This window comes from Roseateles sp. P1_C1_2 (genome assembly GCF_056406535.1).
On sequence record NZ_JBFUAB010000020.1, the window covers coordinates 129,279 to 150,752 of the forward strand.

Annotated in this window: 15 protein-coding genes; 12 read left to right on the top strand and 3 right to left on the bottom strand. The window is 70.9% G+C overall.

Translation table 11 applies throughout. The features are described 5' to 3' along the window. Positions 1-95: 95 nt before the first annotated feature. A complete protein-coding gene (locus tag AC1D2H_RS20490) occupies positions 96-2,144 on the top strand; it encodes a DUF1631 family protein (protein WP_478012251.1) in 2,049 nt (682 codons plus the stop codon). A 3-nt stretch (positions 2,145-2,147) separates the two neighbouring features. Here the strand turns inward: AC1D2H_RS20490 and yihA are convergent, their stop codons facing one another. Continuing rightward, the gene (gene yihA, locus AC1D2H_RS20495; protein WP_478012252.1) at positions 2,148-2,897 is read right to left on the bottom strand and encodes a ribosome biogenesis GTP-binding protein YihA/YsxC; all 750 of its coding nucleotides are present in this window, start codon (positions 2,895-2,897) and stop codon (positions 2,148-2,150) included. Positions 2,898-2,967: 70 nt separating this feature from the next. Here yihA and AC1D2H_RS20500 point away from each other — a divergent pair, with 70 nt between their 5' ends. The 11 genes from AC1D2H_RS20500 to AC1D2H_RS20550 all read left to right on the top strand — a co-directional run bounded on the left by AC1D2H_RS20500 (position 2,968) and on the right by AC1D2H_RS20550 (position 19,951). Further along, entirely contained in the window at positions 2,968-3,588 is a 621-nt protein-coding gene (locus AC1D2H_RS20500) for a c-type cytochrome (protein WP_478012253.1), read from the top strand. Between the two features lie 76 nt (positions 3,589-3,664). Further along, on the top strand, positions 3,665-5,743 hold the full coding sequence (locus AC1D2H_RS20505; protein WP_478012254.1) for a cytochrome c biogenesis protein ResB: 2,079 nt from the start codon (positions 3,665-3,667) through the stop codon (positions 5,741-5,743). Next, a complete protein-coding gene (gene ccsB / locus AC1D2H_RS20510) occupies positions 5,740-7,089 on the top strand; it encodes a c-type cytochrome biogenesis protein CcsB (RefSeq protein WP_477931050.1) in 1,350 nt (449 codons plus the stop codon). Before AC1D2H_RS20505 ends, ccsB begins: the two co-directional genes overlap by 4 nt. A 237-nt stretch (positions 7,090-7,326) precedes the next feature. Further along, on the top strand, positions 7,327-9,000 hold the full coding sequence (locus tag AC1D2H_RS20515; RefSeq protein WP_477931052.1) for a PAS domain-containing sensor histidine kinase: 1,674 nt from the start codon (positions 7,327-7,329) through the stop codon (positions 8,998-9,000). A gap of 216 nt (positions 9,001-9,216) precedes the next feature. Beyond that, positions 9,217-9,864 (top strand): response regulator, encoded by a 648-nt coding sequence (locus AC1D2H_RS20520; protein ID WP_477931054.1) that lies wholly within the window; start codon positions 9,217-9,219, stop codon positions 9,862-9,864. A gap of 83 nt (positions 9,865-9,947) precedes the next feature. Beyond that, positions 9,948-11,534, top strand: coding sequence for a hybrid sensor histidine kinase/response regulator (locus AC1D2H_RS20525; RefSeq protein ID WP_477931056.1), 1,587 nt, complete (start codon positions 9,948-9,950; stop codon positions 11,532-11,534). Between the two features lie 28 nt (positions 11,535-11,562). Then, positions 11,563-13,512, top strand: a complete 1,950-nt coding sequence (locus AC1D2H_RS20530; RefSeq protein ID WP_478012255.1) for an ATP-binding response regulator — start codon at positions 11,563-11,565, stop codon at positions 13,510-13,512. Positions 13,513-13,549: 37 nt separating this feature from the next. Beyond that, on the top strand, positions 13,550-14,521 hold the full coding sequence (locus AC1D2H_RS20535; RefSeq protein ID WP_478012256.1) for a response regulator: 972 nt from the start codon (positions 13,550-13,552) through the stop codon (positions 14,519-14,521). Next, a complete protein-coding gene (locus tag AC1D2H_RS20540) occupies positions 14,518-15,498 on the top strand; it encodes a diguanylate cyclase domain-containing protein (RefSeq protein ID WP_478012257.1) in 981 nt (326 codons plus the stop codon). Before AC1D2H_RS20535 ends, AC1D2H_RS20540 begins: the two co-directional genes overlap by 4 nt. A gap of 54 nt (positions 15,499-15,552) precedes the next feature. Then, entirely contained in the window at positions 15,553-16,533 is a 981-nt protein-coding gene (locus tag AC1D2H_RS20545) for an ABC transporter substrate-binding protein (RefSeq protein WP_478012258.1), read from the top strand. A gap of 160 nt (positions 16,534-16,693) precedes the next feature. Continuing rightward, the gene (locus AC1D2H_RS20550; RefSeq protein ID WP_478012259.1) at positions 16,694-19,951 is read left to right on the top strand and encodes a hybrid sensor histidine kinase/response regulator; all 3,258 of its coding nucleotides are present in this window, start codon (positions 16,694-16,696) and stop codon (positions 19,949-19,951) included. Here the strand turns inward: AC1D2H_RS20550 and AC1D2H_RS20555 are convergent. Together AC1D2H_RS20555 and AC1D2H_RS20560 are read right to left on the bottom strand one after the other, a co-directional pair. Then, positions 19,923-20,933 carry a sensor domain-containing diguanylate cyclase gene (locus AC1D2H_RS20555; RefSeq protein ID WP_478012260.1) on the bottom strand — a complete coding sequence of 337 codons (1,011 nt, stop codon included), beginning with the start codon at positions 20,931-20,933 and terminating at the stop codon, positions 19,923-19,925. The two genes, AC1D2H_RS20550 and AC1D2H_RS20555, sit on opposite strands and share 29 nt — an antisense overlap. Before the next feature lie 39 nt (positions 20,934-20,972). Further along, the gene (locus AC1D2H_RS20560; RefSeq protein WP_477931069.1) at positions 20,973-21,443 is read right to left on the bottom strand and encodes an Lrp/AsnC family transcriptional regulator; all 471 of its coding nucleotides are present in this window, start codon (positions 21,441-21,443) and stop codon (positions 20,973-20,975) included. Positions 21,444-21,474 lie beyond the last annotated feature (31 nt).

Here is a 21,474-nt window from a genome sequence, read left to right on the forward strand (position 1 = left end):
TTGCCATACGGTTGAGGGGTCAGTAAGAGTGGGCAACACCTCGGGAGGCACCAGCCTGGCGCCGGATAATCTCATCACGCCCCCCGATAGCGTCCATGCCCTTCAGCCCGCATCCTCACGACCTGCTTGACCACGCGCTGACCGAAGCCGGCCCGCTGGCCCGCGACCTGCTCAACAGCATGCAGGACGAACTCGACGCCCAGCCCCAGCACTATCCGCTGCGCGAGGCCTGGCGCAAGGTGCGCGCGCATTTCGCCACCGATTTCGAAGGCAAGCTCATCGAACTGCTGCAGGCCGGCCGCCGCGGCGACKATCCCCTGCACCGCAACCCCGCTCAGTTCGGCGGCCTGGAAAGCCTCAGCCTCGTCGATGAGCACCAGGCGCTGCAGGACGTGGCCATCGCCCACGTCGCCCATGCGGCCGAGGAGATGAGCCGGGCTGAACTGCACCAGATCGGCAACTTCTTTGCCGCGCTGCGCGGCATCGCCCGCGCCCGCGAGCGCGACAACCCGCTGCGCCCCGCCCTCTTCGCCCATGCGCTGCACCATGCGCTGGCCTCCAGCCCCCTCGGCGCCCAGGCCCAGTACGAATTGATGCGCGTGGCCGCGACGCCGCTGGCCCGGGCCCTGAACCGCCTTTATGTGCAGGCCTGCGCGACGTTGCACGCCGCCAACATCAGCGACATGGTGGCCTCCCACGGCCACGCCCAGACCGACCCGCTGGCCCACCAGCGCCTGGCAGCGGCCCGCGGCGTCAGCACGCGGCCGACCGCGCACGGCACGCTGGACGGCCTGTCGCGCCGCGTCGATGCGGTCAATTCCCGGCCCCAGGGTCTGGCGCACCACAGCCCCGTCACGCAGCGCGACCCGCTGGCCCCCGCCCCCTTCGTGCGCTCGACCGGGCCGGACATGCTGAGCCGGCTCTATGACCAGATCCTGGCCGACCCACGCCTGCTGCCGCCGCTGAAGGCCCTGCTGGCGCGGCTGCAGATCGCCGTCGTGCGCCTGGCGCGCAGCGACAGCATGCTGCTGCGCCGCCAGGACCACCCGACCTGGGCGCTGCTGAATCGCGTCGCCGCCCATGGCATGGCCTTCGACCGTGCCGACGATCCGCGCTTCGTCGGCTTCCTGCGCTTCATGGAGGCCGAGGCCCAGCTCCTCGTCGATGCCCCCACGCCGACGGCCCTGCTCTTCCAGCAGGTGCTGGCGCGCGTGGACGCCCACATCGACCATCAAGCCCGCCAGAGCAGCGAACTCAATGCCGTCGCACTGGCCGCGCTGGAGCGCGAGCAGCTGCGCAGCGACTGGCGCGAGCTGATCCGCGAGCAGATCGACCACCAGATCACCGGTGCGCCGCTCGGCCCGCGCATGCACCGCTTCCTGCAGACGCACTGGGTCGACGTCATCGTCACGGCCATGGTGCGCTGGGGCCGCGATTCGCACGAAGCCCATGCCGCGATGGAGATGGTCGACGCCGTGCTGGACAGCCTCACCACGCCGCGCGACCTCGCCGACCGCGAGGCCCTGCGCATGCGCCTGCCGGTCCTCATCGAGCGCCTCGTCACCGGCTGCGACAGCATCCAGCTCTCCGACGCCAAGCGTGAGCCGGCCCTGTCCGAGCTGATGGGCCAGCACGCGCGCCTGCTGCGCGGCCTGCCGGCCCTGGACCCGGCCGATCGCCGCCCCGTGGCACCGCCGCCGGCTTCCAGTGCGGCGAGCAGCGCCCCGGCCTCGGCCGACGAAATCGTCAAGCGCCTGATGGAAGAGCGCGACTCCCAGGTGCCTTCGCACTGGCTGAGCGCCGACGTCGACCGCGGCGAGCTGCCCACCGTGCCGGTGCAGCTCTACAACGAGCACGATTCGCCCGACGCCCGCGCGGCCCTGCAGCGCTGGATCGACGGCCTGCAGATCGGCCGCTGGTTCCATCTCTTCATCCAGGGCGACTGGCATACCGCGCAGATCGCCTGGATCAGCGAAGGCCGGCAGTTCCTGCTCTTCGTCGGTCGCGACTCGGAAGTGCGGCTGCCGCTGACCCGCCGCGCGCTGGAGGCCCTGCTGTCCAACGGCCTCATCACGGCCCTGGAAGACGACAACGTCGTCCAGCGTGCCGTCGATACGCTGATGAGCGACCTCGACGGAGGCTGAAGCTCAGTCTTCCGGCTCGGCGAGCGGCGCTGCGGCGAGCACCTCGTCAGGCACCTCGCCCGGGCTCTGGTGCGCCAGCACCCACTCGCGCAACGCCACGGCGACGTCGCCGACGCCGCTTTTCTTCAGCGCCGAGAACAGCGTCACCGCCACGTCCGAGTTATCGGTCGTCATCGCGGCGAGGAATTCCGTCGTCGAGCGCAGGGCCGCATCGGCTTCCTTGCGATTGAGCTTGTCGGACTTGGTCAGCAGCACCAGCAGCTTGATCTCGCCGGTCGCGACGCGGGCGGCGACGAACTGCAGCAATTGCTTGTCCAGGTCGGTCAGCCCCAGGCGCGAATCCACCATCAGCACGACGCCCGACAGGCTGCGGCGCACCTCGAGGTAGTCGGCCATCACCTTCTGCCAGCGCAGCTTGGCGGACTTGTTGACGGCGGCATAGCCATAGCCGGGCAGGTCGGCGAACAGGGCGTCGGCCGCGTCCTTGGGACCCAGCTCGAACAGGTTGATGTGCTGGGTGCGGCCCGGCGTCTTGGACGCGAAAGCCAGCCGTTTCTGCTGCGCCAGCGTGTTGATGGCGGTGGACTTGCCGGCGTTGGAGCGGCCGACGAAGGCGACCTCGGGCAGCTCGGTGGCGGGCAGGTGCACCAGCTGGCTGGCGGTGGTCAGGAAGCGCGCGGTATGCGTCCAGGCCAGGGCGAGCTTCTCGGTGAGAGGCTCGGCCGGGACGGCCTCAGGGATCTTGTCGGTCATGTCTAGCTCGGGCGCTGTGGTTCAGCATTGTAAAATTCGGAAGTTGCGCCCAACGAAACCGAATAAATCCATGAAGACTGTCGCTCTCCTCCTGTCGAGTCTGATGCTGGCCGCCACGGCTCACGCGAACGAGCCCGCTGCCGCTGCGTCCAAGCCCGATCTCGGCAAGGGCGGCGCCATCTCCTCCCAGGTCTGCGCCGCCTGCCACACGGCAGACGGCTCGCGCGGCAGCCCGGCCAACCCCATCCTGCAGGGCCAGCACGCCGAATACCTGGCCAAGCAGCTGACCGAGTTCAAGAGCGGCAAGCGCAAGAACGCCGTCATGAGCGGCATGGCCGCCCCGCTGTCGGAAGAAGACATCCGCAACGTCTCCGCCTTCTACGCCGCCAAGACCGCCAAGCCGGGCTTTGCCAAGAACAAGGACAGCGTCGCCCTGGGCGAGAAGATCTACCGCGGCGGCATCGCCGAGCGCAATGTGCCGGCCTGCGCGGGCTGCCACGGCCCGTCCGGCTCCGGCCTGCCGGCCCAGTACCCGCGCCTGGGCGGCCAGCATGGCGACTATGTCGAAGCGCAAATGACGGCCTTCCGCGCCGGCGGCCGCGCCAATGGCCCGATGATGGTCGCCATCGCCGCCAAGATGAACGACAAGGAAATCAAGGCTGTGTCCGACTACATCGCCGGCCTGCGCTGAACCTCACGCAAGCCTCGAGGAACGAAGGCCGGTGATCCCCACCGGCCTTTTTTCTTGCCCCTGCCCCTAGCGCCTGATGTCCCAAGCCGCCGTCCCCCGCCAATCGGTCGCCCGTGAACTGCTGGACCTGCTGTCGTCCATGCGCTTCGCCATCACGCTGCTCAGCGTGATCTGCATCGCCTCGGTCATCGGCACCGTGCTGCGCCAGAGCGAGCCCATGGGCAATTACGTCAACCAGTTCGGTCCCTTCTGGGCCGAGGTGTTCGGCAAGCTGGGCCTGTACACCGTCTACAGCGCGCCCTGGTTCCTCGTCATCCTGACCTTCCTGGTGCTGTCGACCAGCCTGTGCATCGCGCGCAATGCGCCCAAGATCCTGGTCGACCTGAAGAGCTACAAGGAGGGCGTGCGCGAGCAATCCCTGCAGGCCCACCACCACAAGGCCATCGGCGAGCTGCACAGCAACCCGCCCATGGCGGTGGCCGAGATCGGCAGGGCCTTGACCGAACTCGGCTGGAAGGCGCGCGTGCAGCAGCGCGAGCACGGCACCATGATCGCGGCCCGCCGCGGCGCGGCCAACAAGATCGGCTACCTCTGCGCCCATTCCGCCATCGTGCTCATCCTCATCGGTGGCGTGCTGGACGGCAACGCCATGGTCAAGCTGGCGATGTGGGCCCAGGGCAAGCAGCTCTACACCGGCTCGGGTTTCGTCTCCGACATCCGGCCGGAACACCGCCTGTCCACCGGCAACCCGAGCTTCCGCGGCAATGTGTCGGTCGCCGAGAAGCAGCGCTCGGGGCTAGCCGTGCTGAGCCTGCCCAGCGGCGTCGTGCTGCAGGACCTGCCCTTCGACATCGAGCTGAAGAAGTTCAGCGTCGACTACTACCCCACCGGCATGCCCAAGAGCTTTGCCAGCGACATCGTCATCCATGACGGAGCGACGCTGCGTGAGGCCACGGTCAAGGTCAACGAGCCCGTCATCCACAAGGGCCTGGCCATCTACCAGAGCAGCTTCGAGGACGGCGGCAGCAAGCTGCAGCTCAAGGGCTTCCCCCTCGCCGGCGGCAGCACGCCCGTGAAGATCGAAGGCCGCGTCGGCACCAAGCTGGCCTTCGGCGACCAGACGCTGGAGCTGGACGGCCTGCGCGTCATCAACGTCGAGAACCTGGCTGGCGACTCGACCAATGCCAGCGGCGCCGATGTGCGCAAGGTCGACCTCGCCGACTCCCTGGGCAAGCACCTCGGCAGCGGCGCCAAGGGCGACACGGCCAAGACCCTGCACAACGTCGGCCCGAGCTTCAGCTACAAGCTGCGCGACGCCGCCGGCCAGGCCCGCGAGTACAACAACTACATGCTGCCCGTCGAACTGGACAGCCACAAGGTCTTCCTCGCCGGGGTGCGTGACACGCCCGCCGAGGCTTTCCGCTACCTGCGCATGCCGGCCGACGAAAACGGTGCGCTGGACGGCTGGCTGCAGTTGCGCCAGGCCCTGGCCACGCCGGCCCTGCGCGACGCCGCCGCCCAGCGTTATGCGGCCGCCGCCACGCCCCCCAACCAGCCCCAGCTGACACCGCAGCTGAAGTTGACGGCCCAGCGCGCGCTGACACTCTTCTCGGGCGCCGCCGCCAAGCCGGGCGACGAAGTCAAGGGTGGCCTGCCGGCCCTGTCGCAGTTCATCGAACGCGACGTGCCCGAGTCCGACCGCCAGCGCGTCTCCGAGGTGCTGCTGCGCATCCTCAACGGCAGCCTGTTCGAACTGCACCAGATCGCCCGCGAGCGCGCCGGCCTGAAGCCGGCCGCCACCGACGCCGCATCCCAGGCCTTCATGACCCAGGCCGTGCTGTCGCTGTCCGACAGCCTCTACTACCCCGCCCCCATGCTGCTGCAGCTGGAAAACTTCGACCAGGTGCAGGCCAGCGTCTTCCAGGTGGCCCGTGCCCCTGGTCAGAAACTGGTCTATCTGGGGGCGCTCTTGCTCATCGTCGGCGTCTTCTCCATGCTCTACATCAAGGAGAGGCGGCTGTGGGTCTGGATTGCGCCCAGCGCCGACATCGGCGGCTCGCAGGTGCGCATGGCCATGTCGAGCACGCGTGAATCGCCCGATAACGCTACGCTCTTCGCTCAGCTCAAGGCTGCAGTGCTCAAGGATCACGCATGAACACGACCACCTTCGACCTGCCGCGCCGCCACGCGCTGCAGCGCCGCGACACCCTCGACTGGCTCTTCGCCGCCCTCGTGCTGCTCGGCGGCGGCTATGCCTTCAGCCGCTATCACGCCAGCATGGATGGCTATGAGCAGGGCATCCTGCTGTGCGCCATGCCGGCCCTGGTCGCGCTGGGCTGGTTCTGGAAACCGCTGCGCTGGCTGAGCGTCGCCGTCGGCGCGGCCACCCTCGTCGCCATCGGCCTCTATGCCCAGCACACCGACGCCTTTGGCGCCGACCTCGCCGCCGGCGAGAAGGTCTTCTGGCTGAAGTACATGCTGTCCAGCCAGAGCGCCATCCTGTGGATGAGCCTGCTGTTCTACATGAGCCTGCTGTTCTACTGGGGCGGCTTCTTCACCGGCGCCGGGCGCAACAGCATGGCCGAGGTGGTCGGCTCCAAGCTCGCCTGGGGCGGCGTCTTCATGGCCCTGGTCGGCACTCTGGTGCGCTGGTACGAGAGCCACCAGATCGGCCCCGACATCGGCCACATCCCCGTCAGCAACCTCTACGAAGTCTTCGTGCTGTTCTGCTGGCTGACGACCACCTTCTACCTCTACTACGAGGCCCGTTTCGCGACGCGCTCGCTGGGCGCCTATGTGATGCTGGTCGTCAGCGGCGCGGTCAGCTTCCTGCTCTGGTACACGCTGGCCCGCGAGGCGCAGGAGATCCAGCCCCTGGTGCCGGCCCTGCAGAGCTGGTGGATGAAGATCCACGTGCCGGCCAACTTCGTCGGCTATGGCAGCTTTGCGCTGGCCGCCATGGTGGCCCTGGCCTTTCTGTTGAAGACGGCCACGACGCGGGCCCTCGTCATCGGCCTCATCGCGATGCCGCTCGGCATCGTCGCCCTGATCCTGGCCGTACGCTTCGGCGCCACGGTCGACGCCGCCACCGTCGCCGGCCTGAACGGCTGGGCCTACAAGATCACCGGCGTCGCGGCCTTCCTCGCACTGGCCGTCGCGCTGCGCAGCCGCATCACGGCCCGCCTGCCCGACCTGCCCCAGCTCGACGACCTGATGTACAAGGCCATCGCGCTCGGCTTTGCCTTCTTCACCATCGCCACCATCCTCGGCGCCTTCTGGGCCGCCGAGGCCTGGGGCGGCTACTGGAGCTGGGACCCCAAGGAGACCTGGGCGCTGATCGTCTGGCTCAACTACGCCGCCTGGCTGCACATGCGGCTGATGAAGGGCCTGCGCGGCATGGCCTCGGCCTGGTGGGCGCTGGTCGGCCTGCTGGTGACGACCTTCGCCTTCCTCGGCGTGAACATGTTCCTTTCGGGCCTGCACAGCTACGGTACTCTTTGATGAGCCCCTCGTCCAAGGAGTACCTTGGCCTGGACCGCGCCGCGGCCAGTGGCCGCAGCGCTTCGGCAAGCACAGCGCACCCACTGGGCGCACTGTGTCCGGCCTCAGCCCCCGAGGGGACGGCGATGCTTGCCGGATCGACCGGCAAGCACATCGCCAGTGCGGGCCGGCTAGGGAGCGGCCCGGCGCTCGGCCCGCGAAATCAGCACCGCAAACACCATACGTCAAGCCGCTGAAATGCCGGACCGCGCGCCCTGGACAAAGGCCGCGCCGGCCATCGCGGCAGCCCTGCCCGATCTGTGCTTCCTGATCGGCCCCGATCTCCGCTTCGCGGCCTGCAATCACCCCGACCACGCTGACCTGCACGCGCCCTGGGCGACGCTGCACGGACGCCCACTGCAAAGCGTCGGCCCGCCCGCCCTGGCGCAGCGCGTCGCCGCGGCCTGCACGTCGACCCCGCAACGCCTGCGCTATGCGCTGCGCACCCAGAGCGGTCGCCTGGCGCGCTTCGAGGCCAGCATCGCGCCCTTGCCCGATGCTGCCGGCTGGCTCTATGTCGCCCGCGACCTCGGCAACGTCGATGCCGAGCAGGCCCGCTATGCCCGCGCCATGCAGGGCGCGGCCGACGGGCTGTGGGAATGGGATATCGCCGCCGACAGCGAGTATTTGTCGCCGCGTGCCCTGGCGCTGCTGGATCGCCCGGGCCGCTTCGCCGAGCAATTGCACGCTGACGACCAGGGCCAATGGCGCGCAGCCCTGCAATCGCATCTGCAGCATGGCGCGCCGCTGGACATCGACCTGCGCCTGGCCGGGCCTGGTGCACGTCCAGCACGCTGGCTGCGCTGCCGCGGCTGGACGGAGCGCGACGCCCGCGGCCAGCCGGCCCGCGTGCTGGCCACGCTGTCCGACATCACCATCGCCAAATTCACCGAGCAGGCGCTGACCGACAGCCAGTCCAAGTTCCGCGCCCTCTTCCACACCGTGCCCATCGGCATCGCGCTGTTCGACGTCGCCAGCGAGACCGTCGTCGAGTCCAACGATGAGCTCGGCCGCCTGCTCGGCTGGCCGACGCTGTCTGTCGTCGGCCAGCACGCCAACGCGCTCGGCCTGGCGCCGCTGCCGGGCGTGGACGGGCGCACCGAGATCGACGACCGCGAGCTGCGCCCGCACTCGGGCTGCCGCCTGCATGCCAAGCTGGTGGCCGAGCCGCTCGAACTGGCCGGCCGCGCGCTGCTGCTGTGCGTCGTCGTCGACATCTCGGTGCAGATCGACGCCGAGGCGGCGCTGTCGGCGCTGGCCGAGCAGTTGATGGACCAGGAGAGGCGCACCACCCAGCGCCTGGCCCAGGCCCTGCACGATCAACTCGGCCAGACGCTGACGGCACTGCGCCTGATGCTGGACCTGGGTGCCGCCGAGGCCCGCCAGCAGGCCCGCGGCCTGGTCGACCAGGCGCTGCGCGATGTGCGGCAGGTGCTCGTCGACCTGCGCCCACCGCTGCTGGAGGACGAAGGCCTGGCCGCGGCGCTGGACAACGAGATCGCCCAGCGCCGCGCCCTGCACCCCGGCGTGCGCCTGGTGCTGGACGCCGAAGAGGAGCTGCTGACCCAGCGCTGGCCGGTGCAGGTCGAGTACGCTCTCTTCATGATTGCCCGCGAAGGCCTGGAAAACGCGCTGCGCCACGCCCGGCCCACCGAGGTCAGGATCCACTTCTACGGCTGCGAGGACGAGATCGAACTCGGTGTCGTCGACGACGGCAGCGGCCTGGAGGCGGGCTTCGAGCGCCGTCCCGGCCATCTCGGCCTGATCGGCATGCGCGAACGCGCCCGCGCCATCGGCGCGACGCTGGAACTCGGTCCGCGCGAAGGCGGCGGCACCCAGCTGACCCTGCGTTGGCAGGCCCCGGAGGAATGAAGCCCCTCGTCCAAGAAATACTTGACCGGTCTTGCAGACCGCGCTGCGGCATGAGCCGCAGCCCTTCGGCAGGCACACGGCGCCCACTGGGCGCCGTGTGTCCGGCCTCAGCCCCCGAGGGGACGGCGATGCTTGCCGGATTGACCGGCAAGCACATCGCCCCAGGCGGGCCGGCTAGGGAGCGGCCCGGCGCTCGGCCCGCTAACACCAACTGACATGACACAAGCTGCTCGCGTCTACCTCGTCGACGACCACGCCATGGTCCGCCAAGGCCTGCGCGCGCTGCTGACCGAGGCTGGCCATGACGTCGTCGGCGACAGCGGCGACATCACCGCTGCCCTGGCCGAACTGCAGCAGCTGACGCCCGACATCGTCCTCGTCGACCTGTCCATCGGCCCGCGCTCCGGCATGGAGCTGCTGGCCGAGCTGCAGCGCCGCCACCTGACCGTGCGGCCGCTGGTGCTGACGATGTCGGCCCAGCCCCGTCATGTCGGCATGGCGCTCAAGCTCGGCGCCTGCGGCTATGTGCTGAAGGGCTCGCCGTCGGAAGAACTGCTGCAGGCCATCGAAGCCCTGCGCGCCGGCCGCCGCCACCTCGGCCAGGGCGTGGCCGAACTGGCCGCGCGGGCGCTGGCTGAAGGCGCAGGCGACGACCCCTTCGCCAGCCTGTCGGTGCGCGAGCGCCAGGTCGTCACCATGGTCGTCGACGGCCATTCCAGCACCGAGATCGCCACCGCCCTGCACCTGTCGCCCAAGACGGTGGACAGCTACCGCAGCCGGCTGATGGCCAAGCTCGGCGCGCCCGACGTGACGGCTCTCGTCAAGTTGGCAATACGTCACGGCTTGGTCAGCAACGACGCCTGAACCGCGCCGACCTAGGCGCCCTGACAACCGACGTCAAGAACTCCCCGCATCGCCGCAGAGGGTGGGCACCTAGATTGCCCACCATGAATGCTGCCGAACTGCCTCTGGACGAAGCCCTGCGCCTGCAATGCCTGGCCGAACTGGGCCTGAGCGAGCCGCCGCGTGAGCCAGAGCCCGACGCGGTGCTCGATGGCCTGGTGCGCTGCGCCGCCCATCTGCTGGGTTATCCCATCGCGCTGATCAGCCTCGTCGGCGAGCGCCGCATGTGGTTCAAGGCCCGCTACGGCACCGAAATCCTGGACGGTGAACGCGACCAGTCTTTCTGCACCCACACCATCCGCGGCGAGAGCCTGTTCGAGGTGGCTGACGCCGCGGCCGACCCGCGCTTCGCCGACAGCCCCTGGGTCGTCGGCGAAACCCGCCTGCGCGCCTATGCCGGCCTGCCCATCCGCCTGGGCAACCTGACGCTGGGCGCCCTGTGCGTCGGGGACACGGTGCCGCGCCGCCTCGATGCCGTGCAAGCCACGCTGCTGGCCGACATCGCCAACGCCGTCAGCGCCTGGTTCGCCCACCGCCGCGAGCATGTCGACCTGCTCGCCAGCCGCACCCATCTGCAGGCCCAGGCCGAGCTGCTCGGCCGCCTCGGCACCGAGACGCCCGGCATGCTGTTCCAGTACCGCAGCACCGCGGGCAGCCCCGGCGAACTCAGCTTCGTCGGCGGCCAGGCCGAGCACATCTTCGGCGCTGTCTCGCCGCTGCAGCCCGAGGGCCTGCGCGTCTTCGCCGAGCGCGTCCACGCCGAAGACCTGCCCGGCCTGCTGGCCGGCATGCGCGAGGCCGAGGCCAGCCTGCAGCCCTGGCAGCGCCTGTTCCGCGTCTGCCTGCCCGGCAGCGACAAGCCGGCCTGGCGCTCCGGCCGCGCCAGCCCTTCGACGCAGGCCGACGGCAGCGTGCTCTGGCATGGCTTCATCGCCGATGTCGACGAGCACATCGAGATCGAAAACCTGCGCCGCGACAAGCTGGCCGCCGAACAGGCCAGCGCCGCCAAGAGCGCCTTCCTGTCGCGCGCCAGCCATGAGCTGCGCACGCCACTGAACGCCGTCATCGGTTTCAGCCAGCTGCTGCTGCTCAACCATGACGACCCGCTGACGCCGCATCAACAGGAGCGCATCGAATGGGTACTGGACTCCGCCAAGCGCCTGCACCAACTCGTCGACGGCTTGCTCGATGTCGACCGCGACCAACCCGGCCGGCCTTCAGGCTCCAGCGCCGGGCCTGGCGCCGACGACGCGTACACGCTGCTCTACATCGAAGACGAGCCGCTCAACACGCTGCTGGTCCAGGAAGCCCTGCGCGACCGACCCGACTGGCGCGTGCTGCACGCCGGTGACGGCCGCGCCGGCCTGGCCCTGGCCAGGACGCGCAAGCCCGAGGTCGTGCTGACCGACATCAACCTGCCGGGCCTGTCGGGCCTGGACGTCGTCCGGGAGCTGCGCGCCGACGCCGCCCTGGCCGGCACGCTGTGCATCGCGCTGTCCGCCGACGCAACGCCGGGGCAGATCGAGCGGGCCATGCAGGCCGGCTTCGACGACTACTGGACCAAGCCGCTGGACATCCTCGAGCTGGCCGGCCGCCTGGCCGACGCGCTGGCCCAGCACGGCGGCCGCTGAGTCGATTGATTCTCAGGGAGAGAACATGATGAATGCCACCACGACGGGCCCCAGGCTCGCACCCGCGTTGCCCAAGCCCCGCGTGATCTGGCGCCCGGCCGCGGCAACGGCCCGCACGCCGGCCGAGCGCGCCTGCCTCATCCACCTGCTCGTCGTCGATGACGACGTGGCCGTCATCGAGTACCTGGGCCAGCTGCTCAAGGGCTTCGCCCAGATCAGCTTCGCCACCAATGGCGAAGACGCGCTGCGCCTGGCCGAGCAGCACCGCCCCGACCTTGTGCTGCTCGACGTCGATCTGCCCGATCTGGGCGGCTTCGAGGTCTGCCGCCGCCTGCGCGCCACGCCGGGCCTGGCCGACCTGCCCATCATCTTCGCGACCTCGCATGCCGACACCGGCACCGAGGCCCGCGCCCTCAACCTGGGCGCCGACGACTTCCTGCGCAAGCCCTTCGACGACGTGCAGGTGCTGGCGCGACTGCGCACCCAGCTGCGCGCCGCCGCCGAGCGGCCGGCCACGACCGAGGCCACCGCCCCGAGCCGCACGCGCATCCTCATCGTCGACGACGACGCCACCAGCATCCAGCTCGTGCGCAGCCTGCTGGCCGAGGTCGGCGAATGCCATTTCGCGCTGAACGGCGCCCAGGCCCTGAGCCTCGTCGGCGAGCTCAAGCCCGACCTCATCCTGCTGGACATCGACCTGCCCGACAGCGACGGCTTCCGGCTGTGCAAGCGGCTGCGCGCCGACCCCGCGCTGGGCCAGGTGCCCATCATGTTCCTGACCAACTCGCACACCATCGGCCACGAGGCCCGCGCGCTGGCCCTGGGCGGCGACGACTTCGTGCGCAAGCCCTTCAGCGCGCCGGTGCTGTGCGCCCGCGTGCGCCGCCTCGTCGACCGCAAGCGTTCCGTCGAGCGCTATCTCGACCAGGCCGACCATCGCCACCGCCAGATCAGCGATGGCCGCGTCGCTGCCGTCGTCGAGGCCTGCAAGGACGCCATCCTCGTCGTCGACACCGAGGGCCGCGTCGTCATGGCCAATGCGGCTGCCAGCGCGCTGCTCAACCTGCAGGCGGAGCCTCTCAACCGGCTGCACCTGGACGAACTGCTCATCGTCGACGCCCTCGGCCGCCACTGCGTGCAGCGTGCCAGTGGCCAACGCGTGCCGGTCGAGGTCAGCACCTCGACCGAAGGCGAAGGTGCCGACGCCCTGACCGTGCACGTGCTGCGCGACACCCGCGAGCGCGATCGCGAACAGGCCCTGGTGCGCCGCCAGACCGAGACCGCCGCCGCGCGCCGTGCGACCACGTCCATGCTGTCCTATATCGCCCACGAGATCGGCAATCCCGTCAACGTCATCAAGGGCTTCGCCCAGCTGATGCAGGCCGAACGCCTGAGCGCCGGCCAGGCCGACAAGCTCGCCCATATCCTCGATGCCGTCGGTCGCCTCTCGGGGCTGCTCGCCGACGTCACCGATGTGGCGCGCATGGAGTCCGGCCAGTTCCATGTCGAGCTCAAGGACGTCGAGCTGCATGCGCTGGCCGGCCAGGCCTGCGAGCCCGCCGCGGCCCAGGCCGCCGCCGTCGGCATGCTGCTGAACGCGCCGGCACCGGCGGCCCCGGTCCCTGTCCGTGCCGACGCCCGACGCTTGCGTCAATGCCTGGACAACCTGCTGTCCAACGCCATCAAGTACGCCGGCGACGGCCTGTGCATCGAAGTCGAGATCGAAGCCCGCGGCGCCGAGGTCGCGCTGGCCGTGCAGGACCATGGCTGCGGCCTCAGCGAGGACCAGCTCGCCCACCTCTTCGAGCCCTACAACCGCCTCGGCCGCGCCGGCGGCGGCATCCCCGGCACGGGCCTGGGCCTGACGCTGACGCGCGACCTCGTGCAGGCCATGGGCGGCCGCCTGGAAGTGCACAGCCAGCCCGGCCGCGGCTGCCGTTTCGAAATGCTTTTGCAGGCCAGCCAGCCCGCCGACTAGCCCAGCGCCACCGCGTGGCCCCAAAATGGGCCGCGCCATGACCTTGACCCTCCCCAGCGCCATCCACCCCGCCGCACCCAGCCCGCTGGCCAGCCGGCTCGACAGCCTGCTGCCCTCGCTGGCCGATGCCCGCGTGCTGCTCGTCGACGACGACCCCGGCATGATCCAGATGCTGGGACGGCTGCTGTCGGGCTACAGCCAGCTGCGCTTCGCGACCGACGGTGCCCAGGCCCTGGCCATCGCGCGCAACTGGCAGCCCGAACTGGTGCTGCTGGATGCCGAGATGCCCGGCATCGACGGCTTCGAGGTCTGCCGCCAACTGAAGGCCGACCCGCTGCTGGCCGAAGTGCCCGTCATCTTCGTGACCCAGCACACCGATGCCCGCGTCGAATCGGCCGTCTTCGAGCTCGGCGCGGCCGACTTCGTCGCCAAGCCGGTGGCCGGTCCCGCGCTGCGGGCCCGCGTCGCCATGCAGCTGCGCCTGCACCGCACCGCCCAGCGCCTCGTGCGCCTGGCCCGCCGCGACCCACTGACCGGCCTGGCCGAGCGCGCCCAGCTCGACGAGGAGCTGGACCTGGAATGCCGCCGCGCGCGCCGCAGCGGCCAGCCGCTGGCCCTGCTGCTGGCCGGCCTGCAGGGCCTGGCCGCCTACCGCGAGCGCCATGGCCAGGGCGCCGCCGACAACGCGCTGCGCCATGTCGCCGGCCTGGCCCAGCAGGCCCTGCAGCGGCCGGCCGACCTGGTCGCCCGCCACGGCGACGAAAGCTTCGCGCTGCTGCTGCCCGACACCACCGCCGCCGGCGCCGCCGCCCTCGCCGCACGGCTGCAGCAATCCCTGGCCGGCGAACAGGAACTGAGCCTGGCCATCGGCATCGGCCTGCTCGCCCATGACGGCGACCCAGCCGCGGCCGCCGTCGCCGCACTGGCCGCCGCGCGCGCCGACGCCAGCGGCCGTGTCCACGTGTGCGCGGCGACCGCCGACGGCCACGAAGCGCCGCTCGCGACATGAAGCTGCCCGCGCCCGACACCTGGCCCGCCGAGCTCGGCACGCGCCAGAGCCTGCTCCTCGTCGACGATGACCCGGCCAGCGTGCAGGTGCTGGCGCGCATGCTGAACGGCCTGGGCGAGGTGCGCTTCGCGCTCAGCGGTGAAGCCGCGCTGCGCCTGGCCCGCGAGAGCCCGCCCGACCTCGTCCTCGTCGACGCCGAGATGCCCGGGCTGTCCGGCTTCGAGGTCTGCACCGCGCTGCGCGCCGACCCACGCCTGGCCGACGTTCCCGTCGTCATCATCACCGGCCACACCGAAGTCGCCGTCGAGGTGGCGGGCTTTGCGGCTGGCGCCTCCGACTTCATCCGCAAGCCGCCGGTGGCCGAGGTCGTCGTCGCCCGTGCCCGCACCCAGCTGCGCCTGAAGGCCCTGGGCGACGCGCTGCGCGCCTCGGCATTGACCGACGGCCTGACCGGCCTGGCCAACCGCCGCCGCTTCGACCAGGACCTGCGCATCGAATGCGAGCGCGCCCGCCGCGGCCACGAGAGCGTCGCGCTGCTGCTCATCGACGCCGATCACTTCAAGCGCTACAACGACCGCTACGGCCATGTCGCCGGCGACGCCTGCCTGCGCGAGATCGCCGCCGCCATCCGCGCCTGCATCCGCCGCCCGGCCGACCTCGCGGCGCGCTACGGCGGCGAGGAGTTCGCCGTGCTGCTGCCGCAGACCGACGCGGCCGGCGCCCGCGCCATGGCCCAGCGCATCGTCGACGCCATCGCCGACCTTGGCCTGCCGCATGCCGACGCGCCGCCAGGCTGCACCGTCAGCGTCTCGGTGGGCTGGGCCGCGGCCCGGCCCGACAGGGACGCCAGCCTGGTGCGCACGCGCGGCGAGTCCCTCGTCGAGGCGGCCGACCGCGGCCTCTATGCCGCCAAGGCGGCCGGCCGGGGTCGCGTGGGTGAAGTGCCCGAAACCAGCGAGGCGCATGCCGAAGCCTGAGCGCAGGCCGCGGCGGGGCGGCGAAGATCGCGCATCGCCAGACAAGGCCTCGACATGCCCTTGACCTCATCCACCCCACCCTCATGGCGCCGCTGGGCCGCCGGCCTGCTGGTCGCCCTGGCCACGCTGACCGCCCAGGGCGCGCCGCTGGTCATCGCGGTCGGCGAGTCGACGCTGTTCGCGCCCATGCAACTGGCCGCCCAGGAGGGCTTCTTCGCGGCCGAGGGCCTGGATGTGCAGATCATCGGCTGCATCAATGGCCGGCGCTGCCTCAAGCACCTGACCGACGGCGAGGCCCAGATCGCGACCGTGGCCGACACGCCCATGGTGTTCGCCCTGCATGCCGGCCAGCGCTTCGACATCCTCGCCACCTTCGGCAGCTCGACGCGCGACGCCGCGCTGGTGGCACGCACCGACCGCGGCATCCGCACGCCGGCCGACCTCGCCGGCAAGCGCATCGGCGTCGTGCGCGGCACCAGCGCCCACTACTTCACCAATGTCTTCCTGCTCGTCAACGGCGTGCCGCGCGACTCGGTGAGCCTGGTCTTCATCGACCCCAATCGCGGCGCCGACCCGCTGCTGCGCGGCGAGGTCGACGCGGCCAGCCTCTACCGCCCCGCCGGCCCGCAGGCGCTGGAGCAATTGGGCGCCAAGGGTGTGCAGCTGCCCACGCTGCGGCCCTATACCGTCATGGTCAACCTGGTCGCCCAGCGCGGCCTCAGCCAGGACACGCTGCTGCGCCTGCTCAAGGCCGCGCAGCGCGGCGTGGCCCTGCTCAACGGCCAGCCGGGCCGGGCCCATGAACTGCTCGGCGCACGCTGGAAGGTCGACGCCCGCAACGCGGCCGCCCAGCTCGACGGTTATGAATTCCGTCTCGGCCTGGACCAGAACCTGCTGTCCACGCTGGAGGCCGAGTCGCGCTGGGCCGTGCGCGAGGGCCTGGTGGAAGGCAAGGCCATGCCGGACTATCTCGAGCTGATGCGCATCGAGCCCCTGCGCGCCCTCGATCCACGCGCGATGACCCTCGTCAAGTGATGACGAAGCCCCTCGCCTGCCCTCGCCCTGCTGAACGCGGGCGTGTCCAGTCGGTCCCCCTGGGGGACGGCGATACATGCGGCGTCGAACCGCATGTACATCGCCAGAGCGGGCCGGCTAGGGAGCGGCCCGGCGCTCGGCCCGCCGAGAAGAGGCACTGATGCGGTTGCGTCCCGCGCTGATGACCTGCGTGATCGCCGCGCTGGGGGTGGTCGGCGCGCGGCTGACGACGATCGCCATCGAACGCGAGGCCTCGGAGCGCAACGATGCCCAGCGCACGACGGTCGAGATCATCGCCCGCGACGCCGCCGGCCTGCTCGTGCTGACCCAGGACTACGGCCTCTATCACAGCGAACGCGCCGCGCGGCAGTGGAACCTCGTGCACCAGCGCCTGAGCCGGGCCCTCGCCGACTACGCCGCCGCCGATGCGGCCAGCGCGGAGCAGGTCGAGGACCTGCAGCACACGGCCCGCAGCCTGCCGCAGATCTTCGCCACGCTGCGCCAGGCCTCCCAGTCGCCCGTCGTCGACGCCGACGGCGTGGCCCGCCGCGAGACGCTGACCGACCAGCTCGTCAACGAGACGCGCCGCGTCAGCGACGGCGCCTTCGAGCTGTCGCGTGACCTGGTCGAGTCGCGACGCCGAGATGCTGTCAACCAGCGTTGGCTCGCTATTGCCACCCATGTTGTGACCCTGACGCTGACGCTGCTGCTCGCCGGCCTGTTGCTGAAGCGCGTGCTCGCGCCCATCGACAGGCTGCGCGCGGTGGCCAAGGCCGTCGAGGGCGGCGACCTGGCCGCCCGCAGCAGCCTGAACAGCAAGGACGAGCTGGGCCAGCTGTCCCAGGCCCTGGACGCGATGACGGCAGCCCTGCAGCAGCGCGACACGGCGCTGCGCGACAGCAACCGCCAGCTCGAGCGCAACGAGGCCTTCCTGGAGCGCGCCGGCCAGATGGCGGGTGTGGGCGGTTGGGAGCTGGACCTCGTCAGCGGCCACCTCAGCTGGACCGCCCAGACCCACGCCATCCACCAGTTGCCCCCAGGCACCGAGCTCGACACCGAGGCCATGCTGCGCGGCCTCATGCCCGAGTCCGAGCAGAAGCTGCGCGAGGCCATGGCCAGGGCCGCCAGCATGGGCGAGGGCTGGGACCTGGAGCTGGAGCTGCTGGCGCCCGATGGCCGCCTGCGCTGGCTGCATTCCGTGGGGGCCGCGGAGAGACAGGACGGACGCGTCGCCAGGCTGGTGGGCGCCGTGCAGGACATCACCGAGCGCCGCGCCGCCGCCGACAGACTGCGCCGCGCGATGCTGGCGGCCGACGCCGCCAGCGCCGCCAAGAGCGATTTCCTGGCCAATATGAGCCACGAGATCCGCACGCCGATGAATGCCGTCATGGGCCTGAGCTTCCTGCTCGAGCGCACGGCGCTGGACGACGCCCAGCGCGACCTGCTGGCCAAGATGAGCAGTGCCAGCCGCTCGCTGCTGGACGTCATCAACGCGGTGCTGGACCTGTCCAAGATCGAGGCCGGTGAAATGGTGCTGGAGGCCACGCCCTTCGACCCGCAAGCCCTGCTGCGGGACGTCACCAGCCTCTTCCAGCCCCAGGCCGAGGCCAAGCACATCGCCTTGAACCTCGACCTCGATGCCGGCCTGCCGCCGCTGCTGCTGGGCGATGYAGCGCGGCTGCGCCAGATCGTCGGCAACCTCGTGTCCAACGCGATCAAGTTCACCGCCGAGGGTGAGGTCACTTTGAGCGCGCGCTGCACCGAGGCGCAGGCACGGCCGCTGCAGCTCGAGATCGCCGTGCAGGACAGCGGCATCGGCATCCCGGCCGAAGCGCTGTCGCGCATCTTCACGCCCTTCACCCAGGCCGACAGCTCCACGTCGCGCCGCTACGGTGGCACGGGCCTTGGCCTGTCCATCGTCAAGCAGCTGTGCGAGCTGATGGGCGGCCAGGTTGGCGTCAGCAGCAGCCCGGGCGCGGGCACCCGCTTCCTGGTGCGCCTGCCCTTCGCGCCGGCGGTGGGCCTGGCCGCGGCTGCGCGGCCCTTGAAGCTGCTGCTCGCCAGCGACGACGCCACCCAGCGCGACGCCTTGCAGCGCCTGTGCGCCGCCCTCGGCTGGCGGGCCGAGCCGCTGGACGACGCCACCGGGCTGGCCGAACGACTGGACCGCAGCGCGCCCGATCTCGTGCTGCTCGACCACCGCCTGCTGCAGACCCTGACCCCCACCGAGCAGCGAGCCCTGCAAACCCGCCTGGCTGCCCTCCCCTGCGTGCTGATGAGCCGCGCGGCCGGGACGGGTCAGCTGCGTCTGCCGGCCGATGTATCGGCCCTTTTCGATGCCGTGCACGCGGCCCTGGCCGGCCACGGTGCGGCCCGGCATCTGCTGGCCGGCGCGCCCGATGCCACGACCGTGCAGCGCCTGCCCGGCGTGCGTGTGCTGGTGACCGATGACAGCCCCATCAATCTCGAGGTGGCCCAGCGCATCCTGGAGCAGGAGGGCGCCATCGTCACATTGGCCCAGGACGGCGCCATGGCGGTGGCGCACTTGCGCGCCGCGCCGGCCGCTTTCGACGCCGTGCTGATGGACGTGCAGATGCCTGTCCTCGACGGCCTGTCCGCGACGCGCAGCATCCGCGCCGAACTCGGCCTGCAACAATTGCCCATCCTGGCGCTGACGGCCGGCGCCCTGCTCAGCGAGCGCCAGCGCGCGCTGGACGCCGGCATGAACGGCTTCATCAGCAAGCCCTTCGACCCGGCCGGCCTCGTGCAGCTGCTGCGCGAGCATGTCGAGCGCGCGCAGGGCCGGCGGCTGGCCGTGGCCGCGCGCGCCGGCGAGGCCCAGGCAGGCGAGCCCTGGCCGGCGCTGGACGGTGTCGACAGCGACGAGGYCAGCCAGCGCATGCAGGGTGATGTGGCCTTCTACGCCCGGCTGATGGAGCGCCTGCTCGACGAGTTCAGCGACCTGACGGCGCCGWCACCGCTGGATGCCGCGCAGGTGGCGCCCCGGCTGCACAAGCTCGGCGGCAGCGCCGGCCTGCTGGCGGCACGGCCCCTGCGCGAAGCGGCCCAGCGCGGTGAAGCCCTGGCCCGTGCCGGCGGCGACTTCCATGCCGACCTGGCCGAAGTGGCGCGGCTGCTGACCGCCCTGGCGACGCAGGCCCGGCCCTGGTTGCAGCGCCGTCGCCCCGCCCCGCCGGCCGCGGCGGGCGGCCCTCTGGATGCGCTGGCGCTGGCGCGTCTGAAACAGGCCCTGCAGGCCCACGACCTGGCGGCACTCGACCTGTTCCAGCCGCTGGCGCCGGCGCTGCGAGCGGCCTGCGGCGAAGCCGGTTTCGAGACGCTGCGCCGCGCGCTGGACCGGTTGGATTTCGAGGCGGCGTTGCGGGTGCTCAGCCCTGCTGACGCCGGACCAGCTTGACCCGGTACATCGCCGCGTCGGATTCCCTCAGCACCTGCTCGATGTCGGCATCGTTGGGGTCGATGCAGGCCACGCCGACGCTCGCGCCGGCGTAGTCGATGGTGGCGCTGCCCGCCGCATGGCGGCCGACGGTGGCCCCGGCCAGCCGCTGCTGCAGCAGGCGCGCCGCCGCGATGCCGTCGCCGCCGAGCTGGGGGCCGAGGCCGATGACGACGAACTCGTCGCCGCCCATGCGGGCCAGCACGTCGCCGCCGCGCAGCCCCGCCTGCAGGCGCGCAGCCAGGGCGCGCAGGAAGTCGTCGCCGGCGTCGTGGCCATGCACGTCGTTGACCTGCTTGAAGCCGTCCAGGTCGATGGCGCCGGCCAGCAGCCAGCTGCCGGTGCGCTGGGCCAGCGCGCGCAGCCGGGTCAGCTCCAGCATCAGCGCGCGGCGGTTCAGCAGGCCGGTCAGTGAATCGGTCAACGCCTGCGTCTTGAGCTCGGCATTGGCCCGCTGCAGCTTCTCGACGAGGCGCTCGCGCTCCACATGCTGCTCGATGAGGCGGGCGAACAGATGCAGCACATGCTCGGCCGACGCCGTCATCGCGCGGCGCTGCGAGCTGGCCGCGCACAGCGTGCCGTAGAGGGCGCCGTCGTCGGTGCGCACCGGCGTGCTGACATAGGTCTGGATGCCGAGGTCGCGCGCCGCGCCGGAGTCGCCCCAGAGGCCGGCCACGTCATCGGTATAGGGGCGGTTCTCGTCCAGCGCGCGCTTGCACAGCGTGTCGCCCCAGGGCACGGTCAGGCCCTCGGGGATCTGCAGCTCGCGCGAGTTGCGCGCATACATGACGTGCTGCAGGCCCTCGGTGAGGTCGATGGTCGTCAGATAGGTCGACTCCAGGCCCGTGACGGCCTCCAGCATCTCCAGCAGCGGCCGGGTCAGCTCCTCCAACGTGCGGGCGGTGGCGACGGAATCGGAAAGCTGGGCGAAGAAGGAATCCATGGGCTCGGTCGAGTCGCGACGAGCCCACTGTAGGACAGCTCAGCCCACCGGCAACGCCGTCTCGTACTTGACCTCGCGCAGCACCACGTTGCTGCGCACGCTGCTCACGCCCGGCAGCTTGAAGATGTGCTGCTGCAGGAACAGGTCATAGGCCTTCATGTCGGCGGCAACGACCTTGATGACGTAGTCGGCCTCGCCGGTGATGGCATGGCATTCGATGATCTCGCGCCGCGTGGCGATGAGCTGCTCGAACTGCTCGACCGCGCCCTCGCTGTGCCGCACCAGGCTCACATTGGCCAGCACGAGGATGGACAGGCCGATCTTTTCGCGGTCCACCAGCACGACCTGGCCGCGGATGACGCCGCGGTCCTCCATGTCCTTGACGCGCCGCCACACCGGCGTGGCCGACAGGCCGACCTTCTCGGCCAGGGCCTGGGTCGACAGGCCGGCATCGGCCTGCAGGGCCTCCAGGATCTGCAGGCTGGCGCGGTCGAGTGGGTTTGTTTCCATGTCAGTGGCGCCCGGCCGCCCGAAGGCACTG